The organism is Brachybacterium vulturis (genome assembly GCF_043641765.1).
Lineage (GTDB): Bacteria > Actinomycetota > Actinomycetes > Actinomycetales > Dermabacteraceae > Brachybacterium > Brachybacterium vulturis_A.
Genome location: NZ_JBHZRO010000009.1, coordinates 112,541 through 132,865 on the forward strand (window position 1 = coordinate 112,541; position 20,325 = coordinate 132,865).

Annotated in this window: 20 protein-coding genes; 5 read left to right on the forward strand and 15 right to left on the reverse strand. The window is 71.9% G+C overall.

The features are described 5' to 3' along the window. Positions 1-72: 72 nt before the first annotated feature. Positions 73-492 (reverse strand): DUF3817 domain-containing protein, encoded by a 420-nt coding sequence (locus ACHUEU_RS09105; protein WP_394215615.1) that lies wholly within the window; start codon positions 490-492, stop codon positions 73-75. Between the two features lie 3 nt (positions 493-495). After that, positions 496-1,341 carry an SURF1 family protein gene (locus ACHUEU_RS09110; RefSeq protein ID WP_394215616.1) on the reverse strand — a complete coding sequence of 282 codons (846 nt, stop codon included), beginning with the start codon at positions 1,339-1,341 and terminating at the stop codon, positions 496-498. A 185-nt stretch (positions 1,342-1,526) separates the two neighbouring features. Between ACHUEU_RS09110 and pta the strand changes: the two genes are divergently transcribed. Both pta and ACHUEU_RS09120 read left to right on the forward strand, forming a co-directional pair. Then, the gene (gene pta, locus ACHUEU_RS09115) at positions 1,527-3,626 is read left to right on the forward strand and encodes a phosphate acetyltransferase (RefSeq protein ID WP_394215617.1); all 2,100 of its coding nucleotides are present in this window, start codon (positions 1,527-1,529) and stop codon (positions 3,624-3,626) included. Between the two features lie 36 nt (positions 3,627-3,662). Continuing rightward, complete coding sequence (locus ACHUEU_RS09120; RefSeq protein ID WP_394215618.1) at positions 3,663-4,880, forward strand: acetate/propionate family kinase; 1,218 nt, start codon at positions 3,663-3,665, stop codon at positions 4,878-4,880. Positions 4,881-4,924: 44 nt separating this feature from the next. Here the strand turns inward: ACHUEU_RS09120 and ACHUEU_RS09125 are convergent, their stop codons facing one another. After that, positions 4,925-6,034: a GuaB3 family IMP dehydrogenase-related protein gene (locus ACHUEU_RS09125; RefSeq protein WP_394215619.1), complete on the reverse strand. Its 1,110-nt coding sequence runs from the start codon at positions 6,032-6,034 to the stop codon at positions 4,925-4,927. A gap of 134 nt (positions 6,035-6,168) precedes the next feature. Then, positions 6,169-6,885: an exonuclease domain-containing protein gene (locus ACHUEU_RS09130; protein WP_394215620.1), complete on the reverse strand. Its 717-nt coding sequence runs from the start codon at positions 6,883-6,885 to the stop codon at positions 6,169-6,171. Between the two features lie 132 nt (positions 6,886-7,017). Here ACHUEU_RS09130 and ACHUEU_RS09135 point away from each other — a divergent pair, with 132 nt between their 5' ends. Next, positions 7,018-7,452: a VOC family protein gene (locus tag ACHUEU_RS09135; protein WP_394215621.1), complete on the forward strand. Its 435-nt coding sequence runs from the start codon at positions 7,018-7,020 to the stop codon at positions 7,450-7,452. Positions 7,453-7,480: 28 nt separating this feature from the next. Here ACHUEU_RS09135 and guaB read toward each other — a convergent pair whose 3' ends face one another. After that, positions 7,481-8,980: an IMP dehydrogenase gene (guaB, locus tag ACHUEU_RS09140; RefSeq protein ID WP_394215622.1), complete on the reverse strand. Its 1,500-nt coding sequence runs from the start codon at positions 8,978-8,980 to the stop codon at positions 7,481-7,483. A gap of 343 nt (positions 8,981-9,323) precedes the next feature. On the opposite strand from guaB, the gene ACHUEU_RS09145 reads away from it, so the two are divergent. Further along, entirely contained in the window at positions 9,324-10,976 is a 1,653-nt protein-coding gene (locus ACHUEU_RS09145) for an inorganic phosphate transporter (protein WP_394215623.1), read from the forward strand. A gap of 59 nt (positions 10,977-11,035) precedes the next feature. Here ACHUEU_RS09145 and ACHUEU_RS09150 read toward each other — a convergent pair whose 3' ends face one another. From ACHUEU_RS09150 to groES, 5 genes are all read right to left on the reverse strand, one after another. Then, complete coding sequence (locus tag ACHUEU_RS09150; RefSeq protein WP_394215624.1) at positions 11,036-11,818, reverse strand: hypothetical protein; 783 nt, start codon at positions 11,816-11,818, stop codon at positions 11,036-11,038. After that, the gene (locus tag ACHUEU_RS09155) at positions 11,815-12,861 is read right to left on the reverse strand and encodes a pseudouridine synthase (protein ID WP_394215625.1); all 1,047 of its coding nucleotides are present in this window, start codon (positions 12,859-12,861) and stop codon (positions 11,815-11,817) included. The genes ACHUEU_RS09150 and ACHUEU_RS09155 overlap by 4 nt, the downstream gene beginning before the upstream one ends. Beyond that, entirely contained in the window at positions 12,849-13,550 is a 702-nt protein-coding gene (locus ACHUEU_RS09160) for a hypothetical protein (RefSeq protein WP_394215626.1), read from the reverse strand. The genes ACHUEU_RS09155 and ACHUEU_RS09160 overlap by 13 nt, the downstream gene beginning before the upstream one ends. 230 nt (positions 13,551-13,780) lie before the next feature. Beyond that, the gene (gene groL / locus ACHUEU_RS09165; protein WP_394215627.1) at positions 13,781-15,367 is read right to left on the reverse strand and encodes a chaperonin GroEL; all 1,587 of its coding nucleotides are present in this window, start codon (positions 15,365-15,367) and stop codon (positions 13,781-13,783) included. Positions 15,368-15,372: 5 nt separating this feature from the next. Next, positions 15,373-15,669, reverse strand: coding sequence for a co-chaperone GroES (gene groES / locus ACHUEU_RS09170; protein WP_394215628.1), 297 nt, complete (start codon positions 15,667-15,669; stop codon positions 15,373-15,375). A 466-nt stretch (positions 15,670-16,135) separates the two neighbouring features. Between groES and ACHUEU_RS09175 the strand changes: the two genes are divergently transcribed. Continuing rightward, complete coding sequence (locus ACHUEU_RS09175) at positions 16,136-16,306, forward strand: hypothetical protein (RefSeq protein ID WP_394215629.1); 171 nt, start codon at positions 16,136-16,138, stop codon at positions 16,304-16,306. Positions 16,307-16,384: 78 nt separating this feature from the next. Here the strand turns inward: ACHUEU_RS09175 and ACHUEU_RS09180 are convergent, their stop codons facing one another. The 5 genes from ACHUEU_RS09180 to ACHUEU_RS09200 form a co-directional block, all read right to left on the reverse strand. Continuing rightward, positions 16,385-17,260 carry a metallophosphoesterase family protein gene (locus ACHUEU_RS09180; protein WP_394215630.1) on the reverse strand — a complete coding sequence of 292 codons (876 nt, stop codon included), beginning with the start codon at positions 17,258-17,260 and terminating at the stop codon, positions 16,385-16,387. Next, positions 17,260-17,631: a molybdenum cofactor biosynthesis protein MoaE gene (locus ACHUEU_RS09185; protein WP_394215654.1), complete on the reverse strand. Its 372-nt coding sequence runs from the start codon at positions 17,629-17,631 to the stop codon at positions 17,260-17,262. Before ACHUEU_RS09185 ends, ACHUEU_RS09180 begins: the two co-directional genes overlap by 1 nt. Before the next feature lie 188 nt (positions 17,632-17,819). After that, positions 17,820-18,368, reverse strand: coding sequence for a MogA/MoaB family molybdenum cofactor biosynthesis protein (locus tag ACHUEU_RS09190; RefSeq protein WP_394215631.1), 549 nt, complete (start codon positions 18,366-18,368; stop codon positions 17,820-17,822). Continuing rightward, a complete protein-coding gene (gene moaC, locus ACHUEU_RS09195; RefSeq protein ID WP_394215632.1) occupies positions 18,365-18,898 on the reverse strand; it encodes a cyclic pyranopterin monophosphate synthase MoaC in 534 nt (177 codons plus the stop codon). The genes ACHUEU_RS09190 and moaC overlap by 4 nt, the downstream gene beginning before the upstream one ends. Beyond that, complete coding sequence (locus ACHUEU_RS09200; RefSeq protein WP_394215633.1) at positions 18,895-20,154, reverse strand: molybdopterin molybdotransferase MoeA; 1,260 nt, start codon at positions 20,152-20,154, stop codon at positions 18,895-18,897. The genes moaC and ACHUEU_RS09200 overlap by 4 nt, the downstream gene beginning before the upstream one ends. Positions 20,155-20,325: the final 171 nt, after the last annotated feature.

Consider the following 20,325-nt stretch of genomic DNA (forward strand, 5'->3'; position numbering starts at 1 on the left):
TGCGGGCGCTCTCCTCGGGCGCGGGAGTCCGCCCGCGGCGGGCGCAATCCTCGTCACGCTCGCCGGCCGGGCTCACTCCCCGCCCGGAGCCCCGGCCCGGGCCTCGTCCTGCAGGGTGGGCCGGCGCCTGAGGTCGGACTCGACCCGTTGGTGGGTCCAGCGCTCCCCGAAGAACGACAGCACCGGGACGATGCCGAAGAACATCAGCAGCAGCATCCGCGGCAGGCCCCAGCGCAACTTCATCCACAGGTCGAAGCCGAGAACCACATAGACCATGTAGATCAGGCCGTGGATCGGGGACCAGACGGAGGAGACCTGGTCCCAGAACGGGGAGACCGAGGAGAACCAGGTGTCGCCGCCGAAGACGAGGTAGCGCATCGTCATGATGCCCACCAGCACCAGCAGGGCGATGCCCTCCACGATGGAGGCCACACGGAAACGGGCGAAGGAGGTCCTGCAGGCGACTTCGTCGAGGGGGCGGGGAGCGGGCACGGGTCACACGTCCTTGTCAGAGGGAGGGGCGGTCGTCGTCACGACGGCCGGGGAGCGGGTGGGGAGCGGGTCGTCCTCGCCGAGCAGCTCCTGCATCGCCTCACGACGATCGGCGACCTCGTCGAGGTGCGTGGCCCGCACGGAGCGCCACCACAGGAAGAGGAAGAAGCCGCCGAAGGCGACCCATTGGAAGGAGTAGCCGATGTTCTGCCAGTTCAGGCCGCGCGAGAAGTCGGACTCCGCCTCGGGCAGCGTCCGCAGCGTCCCGGAGGGTTCGGCGAGGGAGACGTAGCCGGAGTACATCGGTGACCCCCATTCGTTGACCAGCATCGGGGTCGCGATCTCCCGCGCCACTGCACCGTCCACGCCGCCGGAGGCCGCTTCGCTGGCTTCCAGCTGGCCGGAGATCTCGATCTCGCCCTGCGGGGCCTCGGGGACGAGTGCGGGGGCGAGGCGGCCGTCGGCATCGGTGACCTCCGCAGCGGGGAGCCAGCCGCGGGCGACGGGCAGGCGGGCCCGGGTGCCGTCGCCCTGGTCCACGAGCAGGGAGGAGATCACGAGCACGGCCGGGGTGCCGCCGATCTTCCGTCCGGGCACGAGGATCTGCTCACCGGGCACGAAGCTGCCGGTCACGGTGACGATCTCCCCCGCCATCTCGTTGGTGACCGGGTCGCCCACCGCGAGCACGCCGCGGATGTCGCCCAGCTGCGCGGGTTCGGCGGCCTGGTCGGTGATGACCTGGTGCGCGCGGTCCCACTGCCAGGTGGCCAGCAGCCCGCACGCGAGGGTCGCCACGATCATCAGGGCGAGCATCCCCAGGAAGCGGGGACGGAGGGCGACGCGGAGCATGGCTCCATGGTACGAGCCGCTGCCGGGACGGATCCTGGGCAGCGATACCTCTCACATCGCGCTGCGCGCGCTCGGCCCGTCGTGCCGGGTCCTCACCCCGTGGACCTGGACGCGGACCTTCGCGCTCGCGGGGCAGCCGTCGACATGGTCCCGTCGGTCCCGTCCCCGCTCCGGGTGCCGCGCTTATGCTGGGGAGCGTGTCCAAGAGTGTCTATATCGCCAGCCCGGAGGGGATGACCGGCAAGTCGATGGTGGCTTTCGGCCTCCTCGAAGCCCTCGCCTCGCGGTCCGACCGTGTCGGGGTGTTCCGCCCCGTCGTCCAGTCAGGTCGCGCGCGCGACTACGCCGTCGAACTCCTCACCAGCCATCCGGCGGTGGAGCAGACGTACGAGGACGCGATCGGGGTGGACCACCAGCTGGTGCTCTCGGACCCCGATGCCGCGCACGAGAGGATCCTCGCCCGCCACCGCGAGCTCGCAGAGCGCTTCGCGGTGCTCGTGATCCTCGGCTCGGACTACAACGACCTGGCCAACCCCACCGAGCTCGCGTTCAACGCCGAGGTGGCGGCGAACATGGGCGCTCCCGTGGTGATCGTCCTGTCCGGTCTGGATCGCAGTGCTGACCAGGTGGCCGCCCTCGCGGCGGTGTCGGTCAGCGAGTTCGGCGGGCACCACGCCCTCCCCATCGCCATCGTGGTCAACCGCGCCGAGTCCGGCTCCCTGGACGCGATCCGCGGCGCCGTCGCCGCGAAGGTCCCCGGGGCGCTGGTCGCGGCGATCCCCGAGAACCCCGTGATCCTGGCCCCCACCGTGCAGGAGCTCAAGGATGCCGTCGGCGGCACCCTGCTGCAGGGCAACCCCGACTGGCTGGACCGTGTCGCGGTCGGCACCGTCATCGCGGCGATGAGCCTGCCCAACGTGCTCAGCCGCCTCACCGAGAACTGCACCGTGATCGCCCCCGGCGACCGGTACGACCTGCTGCCGGGACTGGTGATGGCGCAGCAGTCGGGCACCTTCCCCGCTCTCTCCTCGATCGTGCTGACCGGTGGTTACGACGTCCCTGACGAGGTGGGTCGCCTGATCTCCGGCGTGCAGCAGGACCTGCCGATCATCACCACCGACCTGTCCACCTTCGACACCGCGGTGAGGGTCGCACGGACTCGCGGCCGGCTGGACGTGGCCAGCTCCCAGAAGGTGGACGCCGCCCGGCGCGCCGTCGCCGAGCACCTGCCGATCCCGGACCTGCTGGCGTCCCTCGAGGTGAGCCGCAGCGAGGTCGTCACGCCGATGATGTTCGAGTTCGAGCTGCTGGCCCGCGCCCGCGGCGAGAAGAAGCGGATCGTGCTGCCCGAGGGGGACGAGCCGCGGATCATCGCGGCCGCCGAGGCGATCCTCGCCCGGGGCGTCGCCGAACTGATCCTGCTGGGGGACGAGAACACCCTCCGGGCGAAGGCCGCCCAGCTGGGGCACGACATCTCCGAGGCTCGGATCGTCTCCCCCCACGACACCGAGCACGTCGAACGCTATGCGGTCGAGTACGCGCGGCTGCGGGCGAAGAAGGGCATCACCCTCGAGCAGGCCCGTGAGAAGGTCCAGGACGTCTCCTACTTCGGCACCATGATGGTGCAGCTGGGCGAGGCCGACGGGATGGTCTCCGGCGCGGCCCACTCCACCGCCCACACCATCCGTCCCTCCTTCGAGATCATCAAGACCAAGCCGGGTGCGAAGATCGTCTCCTCGGTGTTCCTGATGGCGCTCGAGGACCGGGTGCTGGTCTACGGCGACTGCGCGGTGAACCCCGATCCGACCGCCGAGCAGCTCGCCGACATCGCGGTGCAGTCCGCCGCGACCGCCGCACAGTTCGGGGTGGATCCGCGCATCGCGATGCTCTCCTACTCCACCGGCACCTCCGGCACCGGGGCGGACGTGGACAAGGTCCGCGAGGCCACCGCGCTGGTGCGCGGGGGCGAGCCGCAGCTCGACGTCGAGGGCCCCATCCAGTACGACGCGGCCGTGGACGCCTCGGTCGCGAAGACGAAGCTGCCGGACTCCTCGGTCGCCGGGCGGGCCACGGTGTTCGTCTTCCCCGACCTGAACACCGGCAACAACACCTACAAAGCCGTCCAGCGCTCCGCCGGCGCCATCGCCATCGGCCCGGTCCTGCAGGGACTGAACAGACCGGTCAACGACCTCTCCCGCGGTGCCCTGGTGGACGACATCATCAACACCGTGGTCATCACCGCGATCCAGGCGCAGGCCGCATCCACCTCATCCGCCGCAGGCTGACGACCCTCCTCCCCTCAGCGTTCAGGAGCTCACCGCATGGCAGACCCCACCGCCCCTCGCATCCTCGTCATCAACTCCGGCTCCTCCTCGCTGAAGTTCCAACTGCTGGATCCGGCCGACGGCGCCGTGGACGCCTCCGGCATCGTCGAGCGGGTCGGCCAGGACAGCGGCAGCGCCACCATCACCGCCGGTGCACAGGAGTCGAGCTTCGCGGGTCCGGTGGCGGACCACAAGGCGGCGATGACGATCGTGCACTCCCTCTTCGAGGACGTGGGCCTGTCGCTGGGCGACGACCGGATCCGCGCCGTCGGCCACCGCGTCGTCCAGGGCGGCGCCCGGTACTCGGAGCCCGTCCTCATCGACGACCAGGTGCGCTGGGACATCCACGACCTGGGCAAGCTCGCGCCGCTGCACAACTATGCGGCGGTGGACGGGATCGACGGCGCCATGGCGCTGCTGCCCGCGGTGCCGCATGTGGCCGTGTTCGACACCGCCTTCTTCACCGCTCTGCCCGAGGCTGCGGCGCACTACGCCCTGAACCGCGAGGTCGCCACCGAGTACAAGGTGCGCCGCTACGGCGCCCACGGCACCAGCCACCAGTACGTCTCCCGCGCGGTCTCGGAGCGTCTGGCCGCGCAGGGTCAGGACGTGACCGGCCTGCGACAGATCGTCCTGCACCTGGGCAACGGCGCCTCGGCCTCCGCCGTGCTCGGCGACCGGGCGGTGGAGACCTCCATGGGCCTGACCCCGCTGGAGGGGCTCGTGATGGGCACCCGCACCGGGGACATCGACCCCACGATCTACCTGCACCTGCATCGCCGCGCCGGCTTCGACCCCGCCGAGATCGACGACATCCTCAATAAGCGCTCGGGGATGCTGGGCATGTGCGGGATGAGCGACTTCCGGGACATCACCCGGGCCGTCGAGGCGGGCGATGAGGCCGCGACCCTCGCGACCGAGGTCTACGTGCACCGGCTGCGCAAGTACCTCGGCTCCTACACCTTCGTGCTCGGCGGCCTGGACGTGCTGACCTTCACCGCGGGCATCGGCGAGAACGTGCCGATGGTGCGCGAACGGCTGCTGACGGGCCTCGAGCAGCTCGGCATCGAGCTGGATCTCGAGAAGAACGCCGTGCGCAGCAAGGAGGCGCGGGTGATCTCCACGCCGCAGTCCCGGGTGACGGTGATGATCGTGCCGACGAACGAGGAGCTCTCGATCGCCCAGCAGGCCGCGGAGGTGGCGCGCAGCGTCTGAGCGCACCCGGCCCCGCCGTCGTGCCCGGACCCGCTCCGCGCACCTCAGGGCTGGGCGATGACGTCGACCCGCTGGAACTCCTTGAGGTCGAGGTAGCCGGTGGTGGCCATCGCGTGGCGCAGCGCCCCGATGAGGTTGGTGGTGCCGTCGGCCGCGATCGAGGGCCCGAAGAGGATCTGCTCGAGCGGGGCCGCCGTGCCGACGCTGACCCGGTGGCCGCGGGTGAGCGTCGGGTGGTGGGCCTCGCTGCCCCAGTGGTGCCCCTGCCCCGGAGCCTCCTCGGCGCGCGCGAGAGCCGCCCCGACCATCAGTCCGTCGGCACCGCAGCCGATGGCCTTGACCAGGTCGCCGGAGCGGCCCAGGCCGCCGTCGGCGATGACGTGCACGTAGCGGCCGCCGGATTCGTCCATGTAGTCGCGGCGGGCGGCGGCGACGTCGGCCACCGCACCGGCCAGCGGCACGGAGATGCCCAGAGTCTCCTCGGTGGTCTGCGAGGCGCCGCCGCCGAAGCCGACCAGCACCCCGGCCGCACCGGTGCGCATCAGATGCAGGGCGGCGGTGTAGGTGGCGCAGCCGCCCACGATCACCGGGACGTCGAGCTCGTAGATGAATCGCTTGAGGTTCAGCGGCTCACGGTTGGTGGAGACGTGCTCGGCGGAGACGGTGGTGCCGCGGATGAAGAACAGGTCCACGCCGGCGTCCACGACGGTCTTCCAGTGCTCCTGGGTGCGCTGCGGGGACAGCGCCCCGGCCGCCGTGACCCCGGCGTCGCGCAGCTGCTGGAGCCGGTCGCGGATCAGCTCGGTCTTGACCGGCTCCGCGTAGACCGAGCGCATCACGCCCACGACCTCGTCATCGGAGGCCCCGGCGATGCGGTCGAACTGGGAGGTGGGGTCCTCGTAACGGGTCCACAGGCCCTCGAGGTCCAGCACGCCGAGCCCGCCGTGGCGGCCGAGCGCGATCGCGGTCTCGGGGGACATCAGGGAATCCATGGGGGCGGCGAAGATCGGGATGTCGAAGTGGTAGGCGTCCACCTGCCAGGCGGTGGAGACGTCCTCCGGGTCCCGGGTGCGCCGGGAGGGGACCACCGCCACGTCGTCCAGGCTGTAGCTGCGGCGTCCCCGCTTGTTGCGGCCGATCTCGATCTCGCTCATCACACCGGGAGTCTACCGTCGGCCCGGACTGCTCCGTCCTCGCACCCGGCGCAGGGCGCGTCGCGGGCTGCTGCGGAGATGCTGCGGAGAGAAGAGCGCCGACCCCGCCGCGGACCGGAGTCCGCTCGTCGAGATCAGAGCGGCCAGGCGGTGCTGACGTCCGGCGTCTTGCCCTTCTTCGTCAGCCACTCGTTCATCCCCTCGGCCCAGCGGCGGTGCCAGCCGGTCTGCTCCCGGTGCAGCTCCTCGAGCGAGGAGGCGGCGACCTTCGGGTACTTGGCGGCGATCGCGCGCACCACGTCCAAGGTGGCGGAGACGTCGACGTCGGCGGTGTGGAGGCGGCCGTCCTGCTCGATCCCGAAGTGTGCGAGCACGTCGGTGAGGGTGCGCTTCCCCTTGCGGTAGCGATCCACCCCGCGATCGATCACCAGGCCGTCGACGACCGGGGCGATGTCGTGGCCGAGGCGCTGGGTGAGGGTGGGCAGGCCCAGACGGGTCAGCTCGTTCTCCAGGATCGCGAGGTCGAAGCTGATGTTGAAGGCGACCAGCGGGATGTCCTTCGCGAGCGATTCGGCGATCAGCGCGGCGACCTCGTCGAGCGCCTCCGCGGCCTTCATCCCGTGGGCCCGGGCGTGCTCGGTGCTGATCCCGTGCACCCGCTGCGCCGGCTCGGGGATGTCCATCTCCGGGTCGATCAGCCAGGTCGCGACGGTCTCGTTCTCCCGCCCCGGCCCCACCGAGTGCACCAGGGCGACGGTGACGATCCGGTCGCTCGCGACATTCGTGCCGGTGGTCTCGGTGTCGAAACCGAGCAGGGGGGCATCGATCCAGGACGGGGTGCTCGCGCTCATGCGCTCAGCCTAGACGCGGGGGTCGACGGGCGGTGCCGCGGACCCGGCGATGTGGACGCAGGCCCATCGGGGAGGAATGATCACCTCCACGCCCCGGTCCCCGGGGCGACGGCACGATCCGTAGGAGAGCCCATGCCCGCACCGTCCCTGTACCTCCACCTGCCCGGCACCGCTGCGGACGCGCTCGCGTTCTACCGCGGCGTGTTCGGCGGCACCGTCGAGCGGCACACCTTCGCCCAGTTCGGGCGGACCGACGGTCCGGGGACCGCGATCGCCCACGGGGAGCTCAGCGGGGCCGTGGACCTGTGCGTCGCCGACACCGGTGACGAGGAGGAGCCGTTCGCCGCCCGCGGGCTCATGGTGGCCCTGCTGGGCACCGCGGAGCCGACGACGCTGCGCACCTGGTTCGCGGGCCTGGCCGAGGGCGGCGAGGTGGTCGAGGACCTGCGGCGACGCCCCTGGGGGGCCTCCGACGGACAGGTCCGGGACCGCTACGGCGTGCGGTGGCTGATCGGCTACCAGCACGGCTCGGAGGTGGCGGAGCAGGCCGCGAGCACCGGAGGCTGAGCCCGCGGAAGCTCCCTCCGTCGCCCGCTCAGTGCGAGCTGTAGTTCGGGGCCTCCATGATCGCGGCCATGTCGTGGGGGTGGGACTCCTTCAGCCCGGCGGCGGTGATCCGCACGAACTTCCCCTGCTCCTTGAGCTCGGGCACGGTGTTCGCGCCGACGTAGAACATGGACTGGTGCAGACCGCCGGTGAGCTGGTGGACGACCGAGCCGAGCTGGCCCTTGTAGGAGACACGGCCCTCGATGCCCTCGGGCACGATCTTGTCGTCGCTGGGGACGTCCGCCTGGAAGTACCGGTCCTTGGAGAAGGACTTCTTGCCGCGGGAGGACATCGCGCCGAGAGAGCCCATGCCGCGATAGGCCTTGTACTGCTTGCCGCCCACCAGCACCACCTCGCCCGGGGACTCCTCGGTGCCGGCCAGCAGCGAACCCACCATGACGGTGTCGGCCCCGGCGACCAGCGCCTTGGCGATGTCGCCGGAGTACTGCAGGCCGCCGTCGCCGATCAGCGGCACCCCGGCGGGGCCGCAGGCCTTGGCGGCCTCGTAGATCGCGGTGACCTGGGGGACCCCGACGCCGGCGACCACACGGGTGGTGCAGATGGAGCCCGGCCCGACGCCGACCTTGACGGCGTCTGCACCGGCATCCACCAGGGCCTGTGCGCCGGCGCGGGTGGCGACGTTGCCGCCGATCACCTGGACATCAGCGAAGTACGGATCGTTCTTGATCGTCCGGATCATCTCCAGCGCCAGGCGGGCGTGGCCGTTGGCGGTGTCGACCACCAGCACATCCACCCCGGCCTCACGCAGCGCGCCGGCCCGCTCCAGGGAGTCGCCGAAGAAGCCCACGCCCGCCCCGACCAGCAGGCGGCCCTGAGCGTCCTTGGAGGCGTCGGGGAACTGCTCGGACTTCACGAAGTCCTTGACGGTGATGAGCCCGGTGAGGCGGCCCGCGGCGTCGACCAGGGGCAGCCGCTCGCGCTTGTTCTTCCGCAGCATCGCGGTGGCCTGCTCGGCGGTGACGTCGTCGGGAGCGGTGAACAGCTCGGTGGTCATCACGTCGCCGACCTTCGTGCTCGCCCACTCGGCGACCGGGATGAAGCGCAGGTCGCGGTTGGTGCAGATGCCCAGCAGGCGCAGGTCCGCATCGACCACCGGCAGTCCGGAGACGCGGAACTGCCCGCAGATGGCGTCGAAGTCCTCGAGGGTGGCCTCGGGGCCGATGGTGACCGGGTTGGTGATGCGGCCGGTCTGGGTGCGCTTGACGAGGTCGACCTGATGGGCCTGGTCCTCGATGGAGAGGTTGCGGTGGAGGATGCCGATGCCGCCGTGGCGGGCCATCGCGATCGCCATCCGGGATTCGGTGACGGTGTCCATCGCCGCGCTCGCCAACGGGATCCTCAGGGAGATCTCGCGGGTGAGGCGACTGGTGGTGTCCGCCTCCGAGGGGATCACGTCGGTCTCCCCCGGCAGCAGCAGCACGTCGTCGTAGGTGAGTCCGATGAAACCGAAGGGATCCGCGCTCGTCATGGATCGATGGTAGCGGCGCGAGCGCCCCGCGCGCTGTCTCGCCCACCACAGGGCGCCAGGTACCGGAGGTCAGTGACCTGCGTCGATGGGCGTGGTGGGCGGAATCACCCCTCGCGGCCGGGGCGTGGGCGCAGGATCCGCCGCTCCTGCATCGCCGACGGCCGCGGGCCCGGATCGGGAGGGCGGATCCGGCATCGCGGTGCTGTGATCTCGGGCGGAGTTCGGACGAGGTTCGCCCCCTCGTCGTTCTTCGGCCTAGAGTGGCCGCGGCCCTCTGCAGGGTCTCCGGAGCGCCCGCGGGTCTCCGGGCGCCCTCATCCCCCTCACCCCCGGGAAATCGACGATGCCTGGCACGCCCGCTCAGACGACCACCGACGCGCCCGTCCCCGCGGGCTTCCTCGGCCCCGACCGGAACTGGCATCTCGGTGCCGGGCTGATGACGGTGGCGGCCACCGTCGCCTTCGCCATCTGGTCGTTCACCCACACCGGCACGGATGTCAACGCCTTCCTGCTGATCCTCGCGATCGCCTTCGGACTGTTCATGGCGTTCAACATCGGCGGCAACGACGTCGCGAACTCCTTCGGCACCAGCGTCGGGGCGGGGACGCTGACGATGAAGCAGGCGCTCGTGGTCGCTGCCGTCTTCGAGGTCTCCGGGGCGGTCCTCGCCGGGAGCTCCGTGACCGAGACCGTGCGCAGCGGGATCGTCGACATCGGCGCGATGCACATCGACCCGCTGTCCTTCGCCTACATCATGATGGCCGCCCTGCTGGGCGCTGCCGTCTGGCTCCTGCTCGCCACCCGGATGGGATGGCCCGTCTCGACCACGCACGCGATCATCGGCGGCATCGTCGGCGCAGCCGTCACCACCGGGGCGGTCACCGGCACCGGTGGGCTGGAGATGGTCCAGTGGGGCGAGATCGGTCAGATCGTCGTCTCCTGGATCCTCTCTCCGCTGCTCGGCGGCGTCACCGCCTACCTGCTGTTCGGTGCGATCAAGCGCCACATCCTGGCGCCGGCCGCCCGGGCCATCGCCCTGGGCTCGCGCGGATTCGACGACGCCGAGGACGACGAGGACGACGACGAGGACGGGGCGGACGGACCCGAGGACGACTCCGCCCGCCATGTGGCCGGGTACGAGCGCGTTTCCGAGCTCCAGCAGTCCGCCTTCGCCGAGTCCGCTGCGCTGGATCTCACCCCCGGCGGGCCCGGGGCCGAGCTGGCCGAGCACGCCTCGCACCTGTCCAAGAAGGAGCGCAAGGCGGCACGCAAGGTCGAGCGCCGGGCCGCTTACCATGCGCTCGAGAAGCGCGTCCCCCCGCTCGCCGCCGGGGCTTCGGTGCTGCTCGCGGCGATGCTGGTGTTCAAGGGGCTGAAGAATGTGGGCCTGGACCTCTCCCTCGGCAACGGCGTCCTGCTGCTGATCATGCTCGCGGTGGGCGTGTGGATGGCCACGACCGTGTTCGCCCGCGCCCTGAAGAAGCAGTCGATCTCCCGCGCGACCTTCATCATGTTCAGCTGGATGCAGGTCTTCACGGCCTGCGCCTTCGCCTTCAGCCACGGCGCCAACGACATCGCCAACGCCATCGGCCCCTTCGCGGCCGTCCTCGACGTGCTGCGCACTGGCGAGATCGGGACCGAGGCCGCCGTGCCGACCGCCGTGCTGATCGCGTTCGGGGTCGCCCTGATCTCCGGACTCTGGTTCGTGGGGCGCAAGGTGATCCACACCGTCGGCAGCGGACTGACGGCGATGCACCCCTCCTCGGGCTTCGCCGCCGAGCTGGCCGCCGCGACGGTCGTGCTCCTCGCCTCCGTGCTCGGGCTGCCGGTCTCCTCGACGCACATCCTGATCGGCGCCGTCCTCGGTGTCGGGATCGTCAACCATGCGGCGAACTGGAAACTGATGCGGCCGATCTTCCTGGCCTGGATCATCACCCTCCCCGCCGCGGCCGGCATCGGCGCCGTGGTGGTCCTGGCGCTGCGCGCCATCTTCTGAGCGGGCCCCGGCCACCCGCGCCGTCATCCGCCCGGGCTCCGCAGCTCCGGGTCGGAGATTCAGGTCCGGGGGTCCCCGTCCCGCGGGCGCTCCTTGCCGCCGAGCACTCGGCGCAGCCGGTCGAACTCGGCCTGGAACGCGGCCTCGTCGTGCGCGTACTCCTGGCGCCAGGGCATGCCGAGGCGTGCGGCGAGCTCTCGATGGCTGCGCTCACGACGGCTCCGGCGGTTCTCGCGCACCAGCTCGGCGCGGGGCGGGGCAGGGCGCAGCCCGGCCGCGGCCTGCAGTGTGCGCAGCCCGTCGAAGGCGGCGGCGTCCCACCCGCTCTCGGGCACCACCCACTGCCGCTGAGGCTCCTCACCGTCGGTCCCTGCCGCGCCCTCCACGCCGATCAGCGCCAGGCCGCCGCGCTCGGCGTCCCCGGTCGCGAACCGCACCTGGGCCAGCGATGCCCGGTCGGCGACCCGCAGGCCGCTGTGGAGCGCCAGGGTCCCGGCACGCTCGTCCAGCAGCACCACCCGATGGGTCAGCAGCAGCGGGACCAGCGCCCAGAGGGCGAACAGCGCCCACAGCGCGAGAGCGCCGAGCAGCAGCTGCACCCCTGCGGGCTCCAGGAGCTGCACGAGCGGCCCGTCGTGCCCGCCGCGCAGTCGGGAGGAGCGCCACTGCTGGATCACCGCGCCGGCGAAGGGGCTCAGCAGCGCCGCCACCAGGGGCAGTCCGATCAGCGCGGCGGGGACGTAGCGCGCCCGGAGGGTGGGGCCCACGACCACCTGACCGTTCCGGGTGCGGCGCGGCGCAGGCGCCGGGGCGGCGTCATCGGGGGTGCGGGGGTCGGTCACCGGCCCAGGGTACGAGACGTCGTCCTCAGCTCCTGCGCGCTGCGGAACTCGCGGCGCTGCGCGGTGACGGGGTCGACGAAGGCCAGGCGGCGCGCCAGCAGCTGGAGCGACAGGTCCTCCGGCCAGAGGTCGACGGACGGGCGCGCCCGCTGCGGCGGCCAGTAGAGGTCCTCGCCCAGGATCGGGGCGCCCCGGGCAGCCAGCTGAGCACGCAGCTGGTGGGTGCGGCCGGTGCGCGGCCACAGTCCCATCCGCAGCACTCCGGCGGCGTCCGCCGCGAGCACCTCGAGCTCGGTCTCGGCGTTCGGCTCGCCGGCCAGCACCTGCGTCGTCAGCGCACCGCGCTGTGTGACCAGCCGGTCCCGGAGCCGGCACCGCTGGCCCGGGTGCCGCGGCAGCGACGAGTTCGGGGCGGGGGCCACGACGGCCTCGTAGGCCTTGTCCACCTCCCGGCGGGCGAACAGCTGCTGGTAGGCGGAGCGCTCCTCGGGGCGGATGCCGAAGGCGAGCACCCCGGCCGTGCGTCGGTCCAGCCGGTGCAGCGGCACCAGGCTCTGGATTCCGGTGGCGCGGCGCAGCCGCACCAGCGCGCTGGCGAGGATGTGCGCGCCGCGGGGCATGGTGGCGATGTCATGCGGCTTGTCGATCACCAGCAGGTGCTTGTCCCGGTGCAGAACGGGGAGCTCGATCTCGGGGACCTCCTCGGGGCGCAGCTCCCGATGGAACCACAGCTCCTCCCCCGGCACGGCCGGGTCCTCGGCGGCCCAGGTGCGCCCCGCGGCATCGACGATCTCCCCGGCGGCGAAGCGTGCGGACAGCGGCGTCGCCGCGGGGTCGGCGAGGGCGGGGAAGCGTTCCTGCAGCAGCTCGAGCGCCCCGCGTCCGGCGGTGGTGTCCCGGGGGACCCGCCAGCGCACGGCGTCCAGGCCCTCGCGCTGGGGCAGCGGTGCCGGCCGCCGTCGCGTGCGCCGCCGGGCAGCGCGTCCGGGCCGCCGCTGCGGCGGTCCCTCGGGGCCGGTGGGCCGGCGGTTCACAGTCCCCACACGATGAAGGTGAGCACGTTGTGACCGATGTAGAAGAGGACCAGCGCCACCAGCAGCGGGTTGGGGTGGCGGTCCACGAAGCTCATCGCCTGCGGTGCCTGCCTCCGCAGCTCGAGGTGGGTGATCGCGTCGATGTGCTCGATGCGCACCCCGGCCTCCCGCGCCCGGTGCAGCGTCATCTCCTGGGCGCGCGGGCCGAAGAACCGACTCGAGACGGCAAGGATCCGCCGGCCCGCGGGATCCATCACGTACACGCCGTCGTAGGCGGTCTCGGGAGCGTCGAGCGCCTCGGCGGCGGGGGAGCCGCGGTCGATGTCCCGGGCGGCGATGACCAGTCCCACGTCCTGCCAGCGGGCGCTGCGGGAGCGGCGGAACAGGCTCCGCAGCACGAAGCCGTCCTCATCGATGTGGAGCCAGGAGGTGAGCACCCGCAGGCACACCACCGTCACCGCGAGCGCGATCAGCACCCAGATGAGCAGCGGGAGGGTGAACACCAGATCGTGCATCAGCGCCGGCTCGCGCCAGAGCCTCTGACCGACGAAGCTGATGATCACCAGGAACTCGAGCACCACCAGGAAGACGACCCCCACCACCAGGGTGCCGATCACCACGGACGCGGGCGGCCCGAAGGTCCGAGTGGGCAGATCCCCGTCCTGGGCCGGGGAGGCGGCATCGGGCGTGCTGACCACCACTGCTCCTCCCGCCGTCGATGTGATGTGACTCGGCCCATCCTAGGCCGAGGGACGACCGCCCCGAGGTGACGCGCCGGGGCGCGGACGATATGGCGCGCCGAGCGCGACCAGGATCGATGCCGTCACCGCAGGGATGACGACGGGGCGGGAGGCAGGGGTCTCCCCATGCCGCCCGCCCCGGACGATGCGAGCCGGCTCAGCGCCGTGCCGAGCTGCGGCTCACGACCTCACTCCTCGTCCTCGTCCTGCTTCTCGATGACGAGGGTCTCGGTGGTCAGCACCATGCCGGCGATCGAGGCCGCGTTCCGCAGAGCGGAGCGGGTGACCTTGACCGGGTCGATGATGCCTGCGGAGACGAGGTCGACGTACTCGCCGGTGGCGGCGTTCAGACCGGTGCCGGTCTGCGCCTCCTTGACCTTCTCGACGACGACGTACCCCTCGAGGCCCGCGTTCTCGGCGATCCAGCGCAGCGGCTCGACGACCGCACGGGCCACGGCGCGCACGCCCACGGCCTCGTCGCCCTCGAGCCCGAGACCGCCCTCGAGCACGGCGGAGGCCTGGACGATGGCGCTTCCGCCACCGGCCACGATGCCCTCCTCGATGGCAGCGCGGGTCGCGGAGACCGCGTCCTCGATGCGCATCTTCTTCTCCTTGAGCTCCACCTCGGTGTGAGCCCCGACCTTGATCACGGAGACGCCGCCGGCCAGCTTCGCGAGGCGCTCCTGGAGCTTCTCGCGATCCCAGTCGGAATCGGTGTTCTCGATCTCGGCGCGGATCTGCGCGACCCGATCGGCCACTGCCTGCTCATCACCGGCGCCACCCACGATGGTGGTGGAGTCCTTGGTGATGACGACGCGCCCGGCCTGGCCGAGCACCTCGGTGCCGACGGTCTTGAGGTCCAGACCGAGGTCGGAGGTGACGACCTGGGCGCCGGTGAGCACCGCGATGTCCTGGAGCATCGCCTTGCGGCGATCACCGAACGCGGGAGCCTTGACCGCAGCACCCTTGAAGGTGCCGCGGATCTTGTTGACGACCAGCGTGGACAGTGCCTCGCCGTCGACGTCCTCCGCGATGATGAACAGCGGCTTGCCGCCCTCGACGACCTTCTCCAGCAGCGGCAGGATGTCGGCCACGGCCGAGATCTTGCCCTGGTGCAGCAGCACGTTGGCGCCCTCGAGGACGGTCTCCTGGCGGTCCGCGTCGGTGACGAAGTGCGGGGAGATGTAGCCCTTGTCGAACTGCATGCCCTCGGTGAAGTCCAGCTCCATCGCGGTGGTGGAGGACTCCTCCACCGTGATGACGCCGTCCTTGCCGACCTTGTCGAACGCCTCGGCGAGCAGATCGCCGATCTCGCGGTCCTGGCTGGACACCGCGGCGACCGAGGCGATCTGCGCCTTGGCGTCGACCGGGGTGGCGATCTCGCCGAGCTTCTCGGACAGCGCCTCCACGGCCTTCTCGATGCCGCGCTTCAGCGCTGCCGGAGCAGCGCCGGAGGTGACGTTGCGCAGGCCCTCGTGCACGATGGCCTGGGCGAGGACGGTGGCGGTGGTGGTGCCGTCGCCGGCCACGTCGTTGGTCTTGGTCGCGACCTCCTTCGTGAGCTGCGCGCCGAGGTTCTCGTAGGAGTCCTCGAGCTCGATCTCACGAGCGATGGTCACGCCGTCGTTGGTGATGGTGGGGGCGCCCCACTTCTTGTCCAGGACGACGTTGCGACCCTTGGGGCCGAGCGTCACCTTGACGGTGTTCGCGAGCTTGTCGACACCACGCTCGAGGGCGCGACGGGCGTCCTCGTTGTACAGGATCTCCTTGGCCATAGGGTTCAGGCCTCGATGATCGCGAGGATGTCACGGGCGCCGAGCACGAGGTACTCGTCGTTGCCGTACTTGAGCTCGGTGCCGCCGTACTTGGAGAAGACGACCTTGTCACCGACGGTGACGTCCATGGGGACGCGCTCGCCCTTATCGTTGAAACGACCGGCGCCGACGGCGACGACCTCGCCCTCCTGGGGCTTCTCCTTCGCGGTGTCCGGGATGACCAGGCCGGAGGCGGTGGTCTGCTCGGCCTCGAGCGGCTTGACGACGACGCGATCCTCGAGGGGCTTGATGGAGACCGACATGCGGCTCACTCCTTCATGAAGAGATGTGACTCTGCGTGAGTTCTTGGGTGGCGGGACCCGTTCCCGATCGTCGTCGCGGTGCCGACCGGGGTAGATCCCTGTGCGGCAGTCTCTGGCACTCTCGGCCATCGACTGCCAACGGCGCAACTCTAGGACCTTCGCTGGCACTCATGCAAGGCGAGTGCTAAATCGCGGTCTCGGCGCCGCCGCCGGGACCGCGCTCCCCGGCGTCATCGCTCCCTGGATCACGACCTGACGAGGTGCCGCCACTCTCCCGCTCGCCGCACCCCGGAGCCTCGAGGAGCACCAGGTCACACACTTTTTGTGAATCGGGCAACTTGTGGACCGCCCACTCGTGACTTCACCGTCGCCCTCAGGATATGAAGGAGGCATCGAGAACGTCGATGCTCCTGCGAACCAGGAGCCCGGCCGCTCACCGCACTTCGTACCGAAGGGGACCTGGATCATGACTTTCCTCCGCACTCTCAGCGCCGCACTCGAGCGCATGTCCGACCGCATGCAGGGTCAGGACATCGAGCGCCAGCACCTCGGTGGCACGCGTTTCGGCGCGGACTACGCCGCCCTGAGCAAGGCTCGCTCCAGCCAGGGGATCAGCTCCATCGGCATAGGTCGCTGACCACCGCAGCTCCTTCGTCGACGCCCTTGCAGACCCCGTCTGCAGGGGCTTTCGCCTGTCCGGGGCCGCACCCGCCGCTCAGCGGGAGCGGTCCTCCGCTCCGCGCCCTGCCGCAGCGACGATCCGCGCGACCTGCTCGGGGCTGAAGCTGTACACCGGTCGCCCCGCCTCCTCGAAGGTGTCCCCCCGGTTCGGATGCACTGCGCTGAGCAGCTGCGGCGGCCCCTCCCCCAGGTCGATCACGCTCACCCCGGACAGCGCCAGGGCCTGCTCGTCGACGCCTGCCGTGAGCGGGTCGACGACATTGGCGATGCCCGGGGCGACGTGGACCGGGATCCCGGCGATCGACCCGGTCATCGCATGGTGGTAGTGCCCGGCCAGCACGATCCGCACATCCGTGCCCGTCAGGACCGCGCCGAGCTCTGCGAGCCCGTCGAGATCCAGGGCGCGCTGCAACGGCGTCGCAGCGACCAGCGGAGGATGGTGGAGCGCGAGCACCGTCCCGGCCGGCGCGGGGTCGGCCAGCACCGCGGCGAGCCAGTCCCGCTGCTCCGCCTCCAGATGCCCGTACCCCGCGCGCGGCACGCTGGTGTCCAGCAGCACCAGCCGACCGCCTCCTGCCAGCGGGACCACCCGGTCCTGCCGCTCGGCCACGCGCTGCCCGGGGGCGATGCCCTCCCCGTAGACCGAGGAGACGTCGTGGTTGCCCATCACCACGGCCAGCGGCGCGCCACAGGCAGCGGCGAAGGGATCGAGGATCTCGTGCAGCCGGCGGTAGCTCTCGATCGTGCCGTCCTCGGAGGCGTCCCCGGTGTGGACCACGGCATCGATGTCGCGGAGCCCCTGGAGCCTCGACAGCACGCCGCGGAGAGCCGCCGCGGTGTCGATGCGGCCGTAGTGGCGGGCGGCAGGGTCGCCGTACAGGTGGGTGTCGCTGAGGTGGAGGATGCGCATCAGCCCAGGGCCCCCACCCATTCGGTCCCGCCGTCGTCGAAGATCTGGTGCTTCCAGATCGGGACCTGCTGCTTGACGGTGTCCACCAGGTCGTCGCAGGCGGCGAAGGCCTGTTTGCGGTGCGGGGCGGCGACGGCGCACACCAGGGCCGAGTCCCCGATCACCAGCGGGCCGTGGCGGTGGGCGACGGCGACCAGCGTGTCCGGATAGCGGTCGGCGATCTCTCGGGCCACCGCGTCGATGATCTCCCCCGCGCTGGGGTGCGCGGAGTACTCCAACCGGTCCACGCCGCGCCCGCCGTCGTGGTCGCGCACCACGCCGTCGAAGGTGACCACCGCGCCGCAGCGGGGATCGGTGACCGCGGCGATCATCCGCTCCACGCCGAGCGGGTGCTGGCTGATCTCGGCGCACCGGACCCGCTGGGCGGTCCCGCCCAGCGTGGGGTCCCCCGCGATGCGCAGGTCCTCGCCGTCGGCCCCGAAGGGGGTGGCGCCGCGGGTCGGGTCCGGGTGCGCCTGCCCCGGGCCGTTCGCTCCGGCCGTGGTGGCTTCGCTGCCGTTCATGCGTGGTCTCCTCCGTCCCGCTGCTCCAGCAGATGGTCCAGGAGCGGGTCGAGCACCGAGATGCCGTCCTCCACCCCGCCGCGGGAGCCGGGCAGGTTGACCACGAAGCTGCGCCCTGCCATCCCGGCGAGGCCGCGGCTGAGCAGGGCGGTCGCGATCTTCTGCGCTCCGCGCCGGCGCACCTCCTCGAGGATCCCGGGCATCTCCCGCTCGATCAGGGGCGCGGTCTGCTCCGGGGTGACATCGGTGGGGCTGATCCCGGTGCCTCCCGAGGTGACGATGATGTCGATGCCGTCTTCGATGGCGGCGGCGAGGGCCTGCCCGACCTCGGGGCCGTCGCTGACCACCTGCTTGTCGACGGCGTCGAGGCCGCGCGCCCGCAGCCACTGCACCAGGTGCGGCCCGGTGCGGTCCTCGTAGCTGCCGTCGGCGGCGCGGGTGGAGGCGATGACGACCCGGGCGGTGCCGCGCAGGGCCGGGATCTCCGCCGGGTCCTCGCGCACTGCGCAGTCCGCGTCGGTGCGTCGGGCCGGGATGTGCTTCATCCTCGCTCCTCCCCTGCCTCCGTGCTGACGGGGGCGGCCTCCGGTGCGCGCGCCTCGGCGTCGGCGCGGGTCCAGTCCCCGCTGCGCCCGCCGGACTTCGTCAGCACCTGCACGCCCTCGATGGTGGCCAGATGATCCACCGCCTTGATCATGTCGTACACGGTCAGCGCGGCGACGGTCGCGGCGGTCAGCGCTTCCATCTCGACGCCGGTGACGCCCGTGGTGCGCACCCGCGCGGTGATCTCCACGCGGTCCTCGCGGGGCACCAGGTCCAGCTCCACGCCGGACAGCGGCAGCGGATGGCACAGCGGGATCAGCTCGGGGGTGCGCTTGGCGCCCATGATCCCCGCGATCCGGGCGGTGGCCAGGGCCTCTCCCTTGGGCAGGTCGCCGCCGGCGATGCGGCCGACGACGTCGGGCCGGGTGCGCAGCACCGCGCGGGCGCTCGCCTCGCGGGAGGTGACGGCCTTGTCGGTCACATCGACCATATGGGCGGAGCCGTCGGCCCGCACGTGGGACAGATCGTTCATGTCTCTCCTCCGGGGATCAGCAGGGTCTCGAGCTCGTCGCCGTCGTGCACCACGGCGGTGCCGCGGGGCACCAGCACCAGGGCGTCGGCGGCGGCGTATCCGCCCAGCAGGTGCGAGGAGGCCCCGCCCACCAGGCGCACCCGTCCCGAGGGGAGCACCCGGGCCCGACGGTACTGGTCCAGCGCGGGCGGCGAGGGCTCCTCGGCCTCGAGCCGGAGCGGCAGTCGCAGCCGCCGGCGGGACGGGGCGCCGAGGGCGGGCCGGGCGATCAGCTCGCAGCTGAGCAGCGCGGAGACGGGGTTGCCGGGGAAGGCCAGCCAGGGCACGCGGCGTCCGGCGAGCTCGAGGGTGCCGATGCCCTGCGGGCCGCCGGGCTGCATCGCGATCGTCGGGAAGGCGAGGCCGACGCCCTCGTGCTCGGCCGCGTGGCGGATCACCTCGACCGCTCCCATGCTCACACCGCCGCTGGTGACGACGAGGTCGGCGTCGTGGGCGAGGATCTGCGCGCGCAGGTGCGCCAGCAGCGCCGCGGCATCGTCGGGCACGGCGCCGGTGTGCACCACCTCGGCGCCGGCCTCGGCGAGCGCGGCGGCGAGTCCCGGACCGTTGGCATCGAACAGAGCGCCGGGGCCGGGGGCGCTCTGACCGGCGGCGCGGACCTCGGAACCGGTGGACAGCACGATCGTCCGCACCGGTGCCCGCACCTCCACCTCACCGATCCCGCTGGCGGCGAGGTGCGCGATCCGTGGCGGGGTCAGCAGGCGATCCTCGCGCAGCACGGTGTCGCCGCGACGGGTGTCCGAGCCGCGGCGACGCACGAAGCGTCCGGGCTCGACGGCCGTGGGGGTGAGCGCGACAGCGGCCTCCGCCAGCGCCGAGGGCGTGAAGCGACCCGGGCCGCTCTCCTCGACCGGGATCACCAGCTCCGCGCCGGCGGGGATCGGTGCCCCGGTCATGATCGGCCGGGCGGTGCCGGGCTCCAGGCCGCCGGGGGCGTCGCCGGCGGCGATCATCGGACCCAGCGGCAGGGTCACGCTCTCGCCGCCGGCGCCGAGGTCGGCGGCGGAGAGTGCGAAGCCGTCCATCTGCGAGTTGTCGTGGCCGGGCACGTCGACGCGGGCGCGCTGCTCGGTGACCGCGACCCGGCCGACCGCCCTCCCGTCGAGCGGGATCATCACGGTCCTGCGCACGGCTCCCAGCAGGGCGACCGCGTCCGCCACGTGATCGGCCAGGGGGATCCGCTGGTCACCGGTCATCGTGTGCTCACTCCTGTTGCCGGGCTGGGCTGGTCTGCGCGCCGGGAGCTGAGGGCATCGGCGCCCTCCCAGTATGGCGCGCCGGGCAAGGACCCGCGGTCCCCGCCCCCGCCCGGCCCTGCCCCGTATGCTGGGAACCGATCGCGGTCCGGCCGGGCCGCAGCGGAAGAA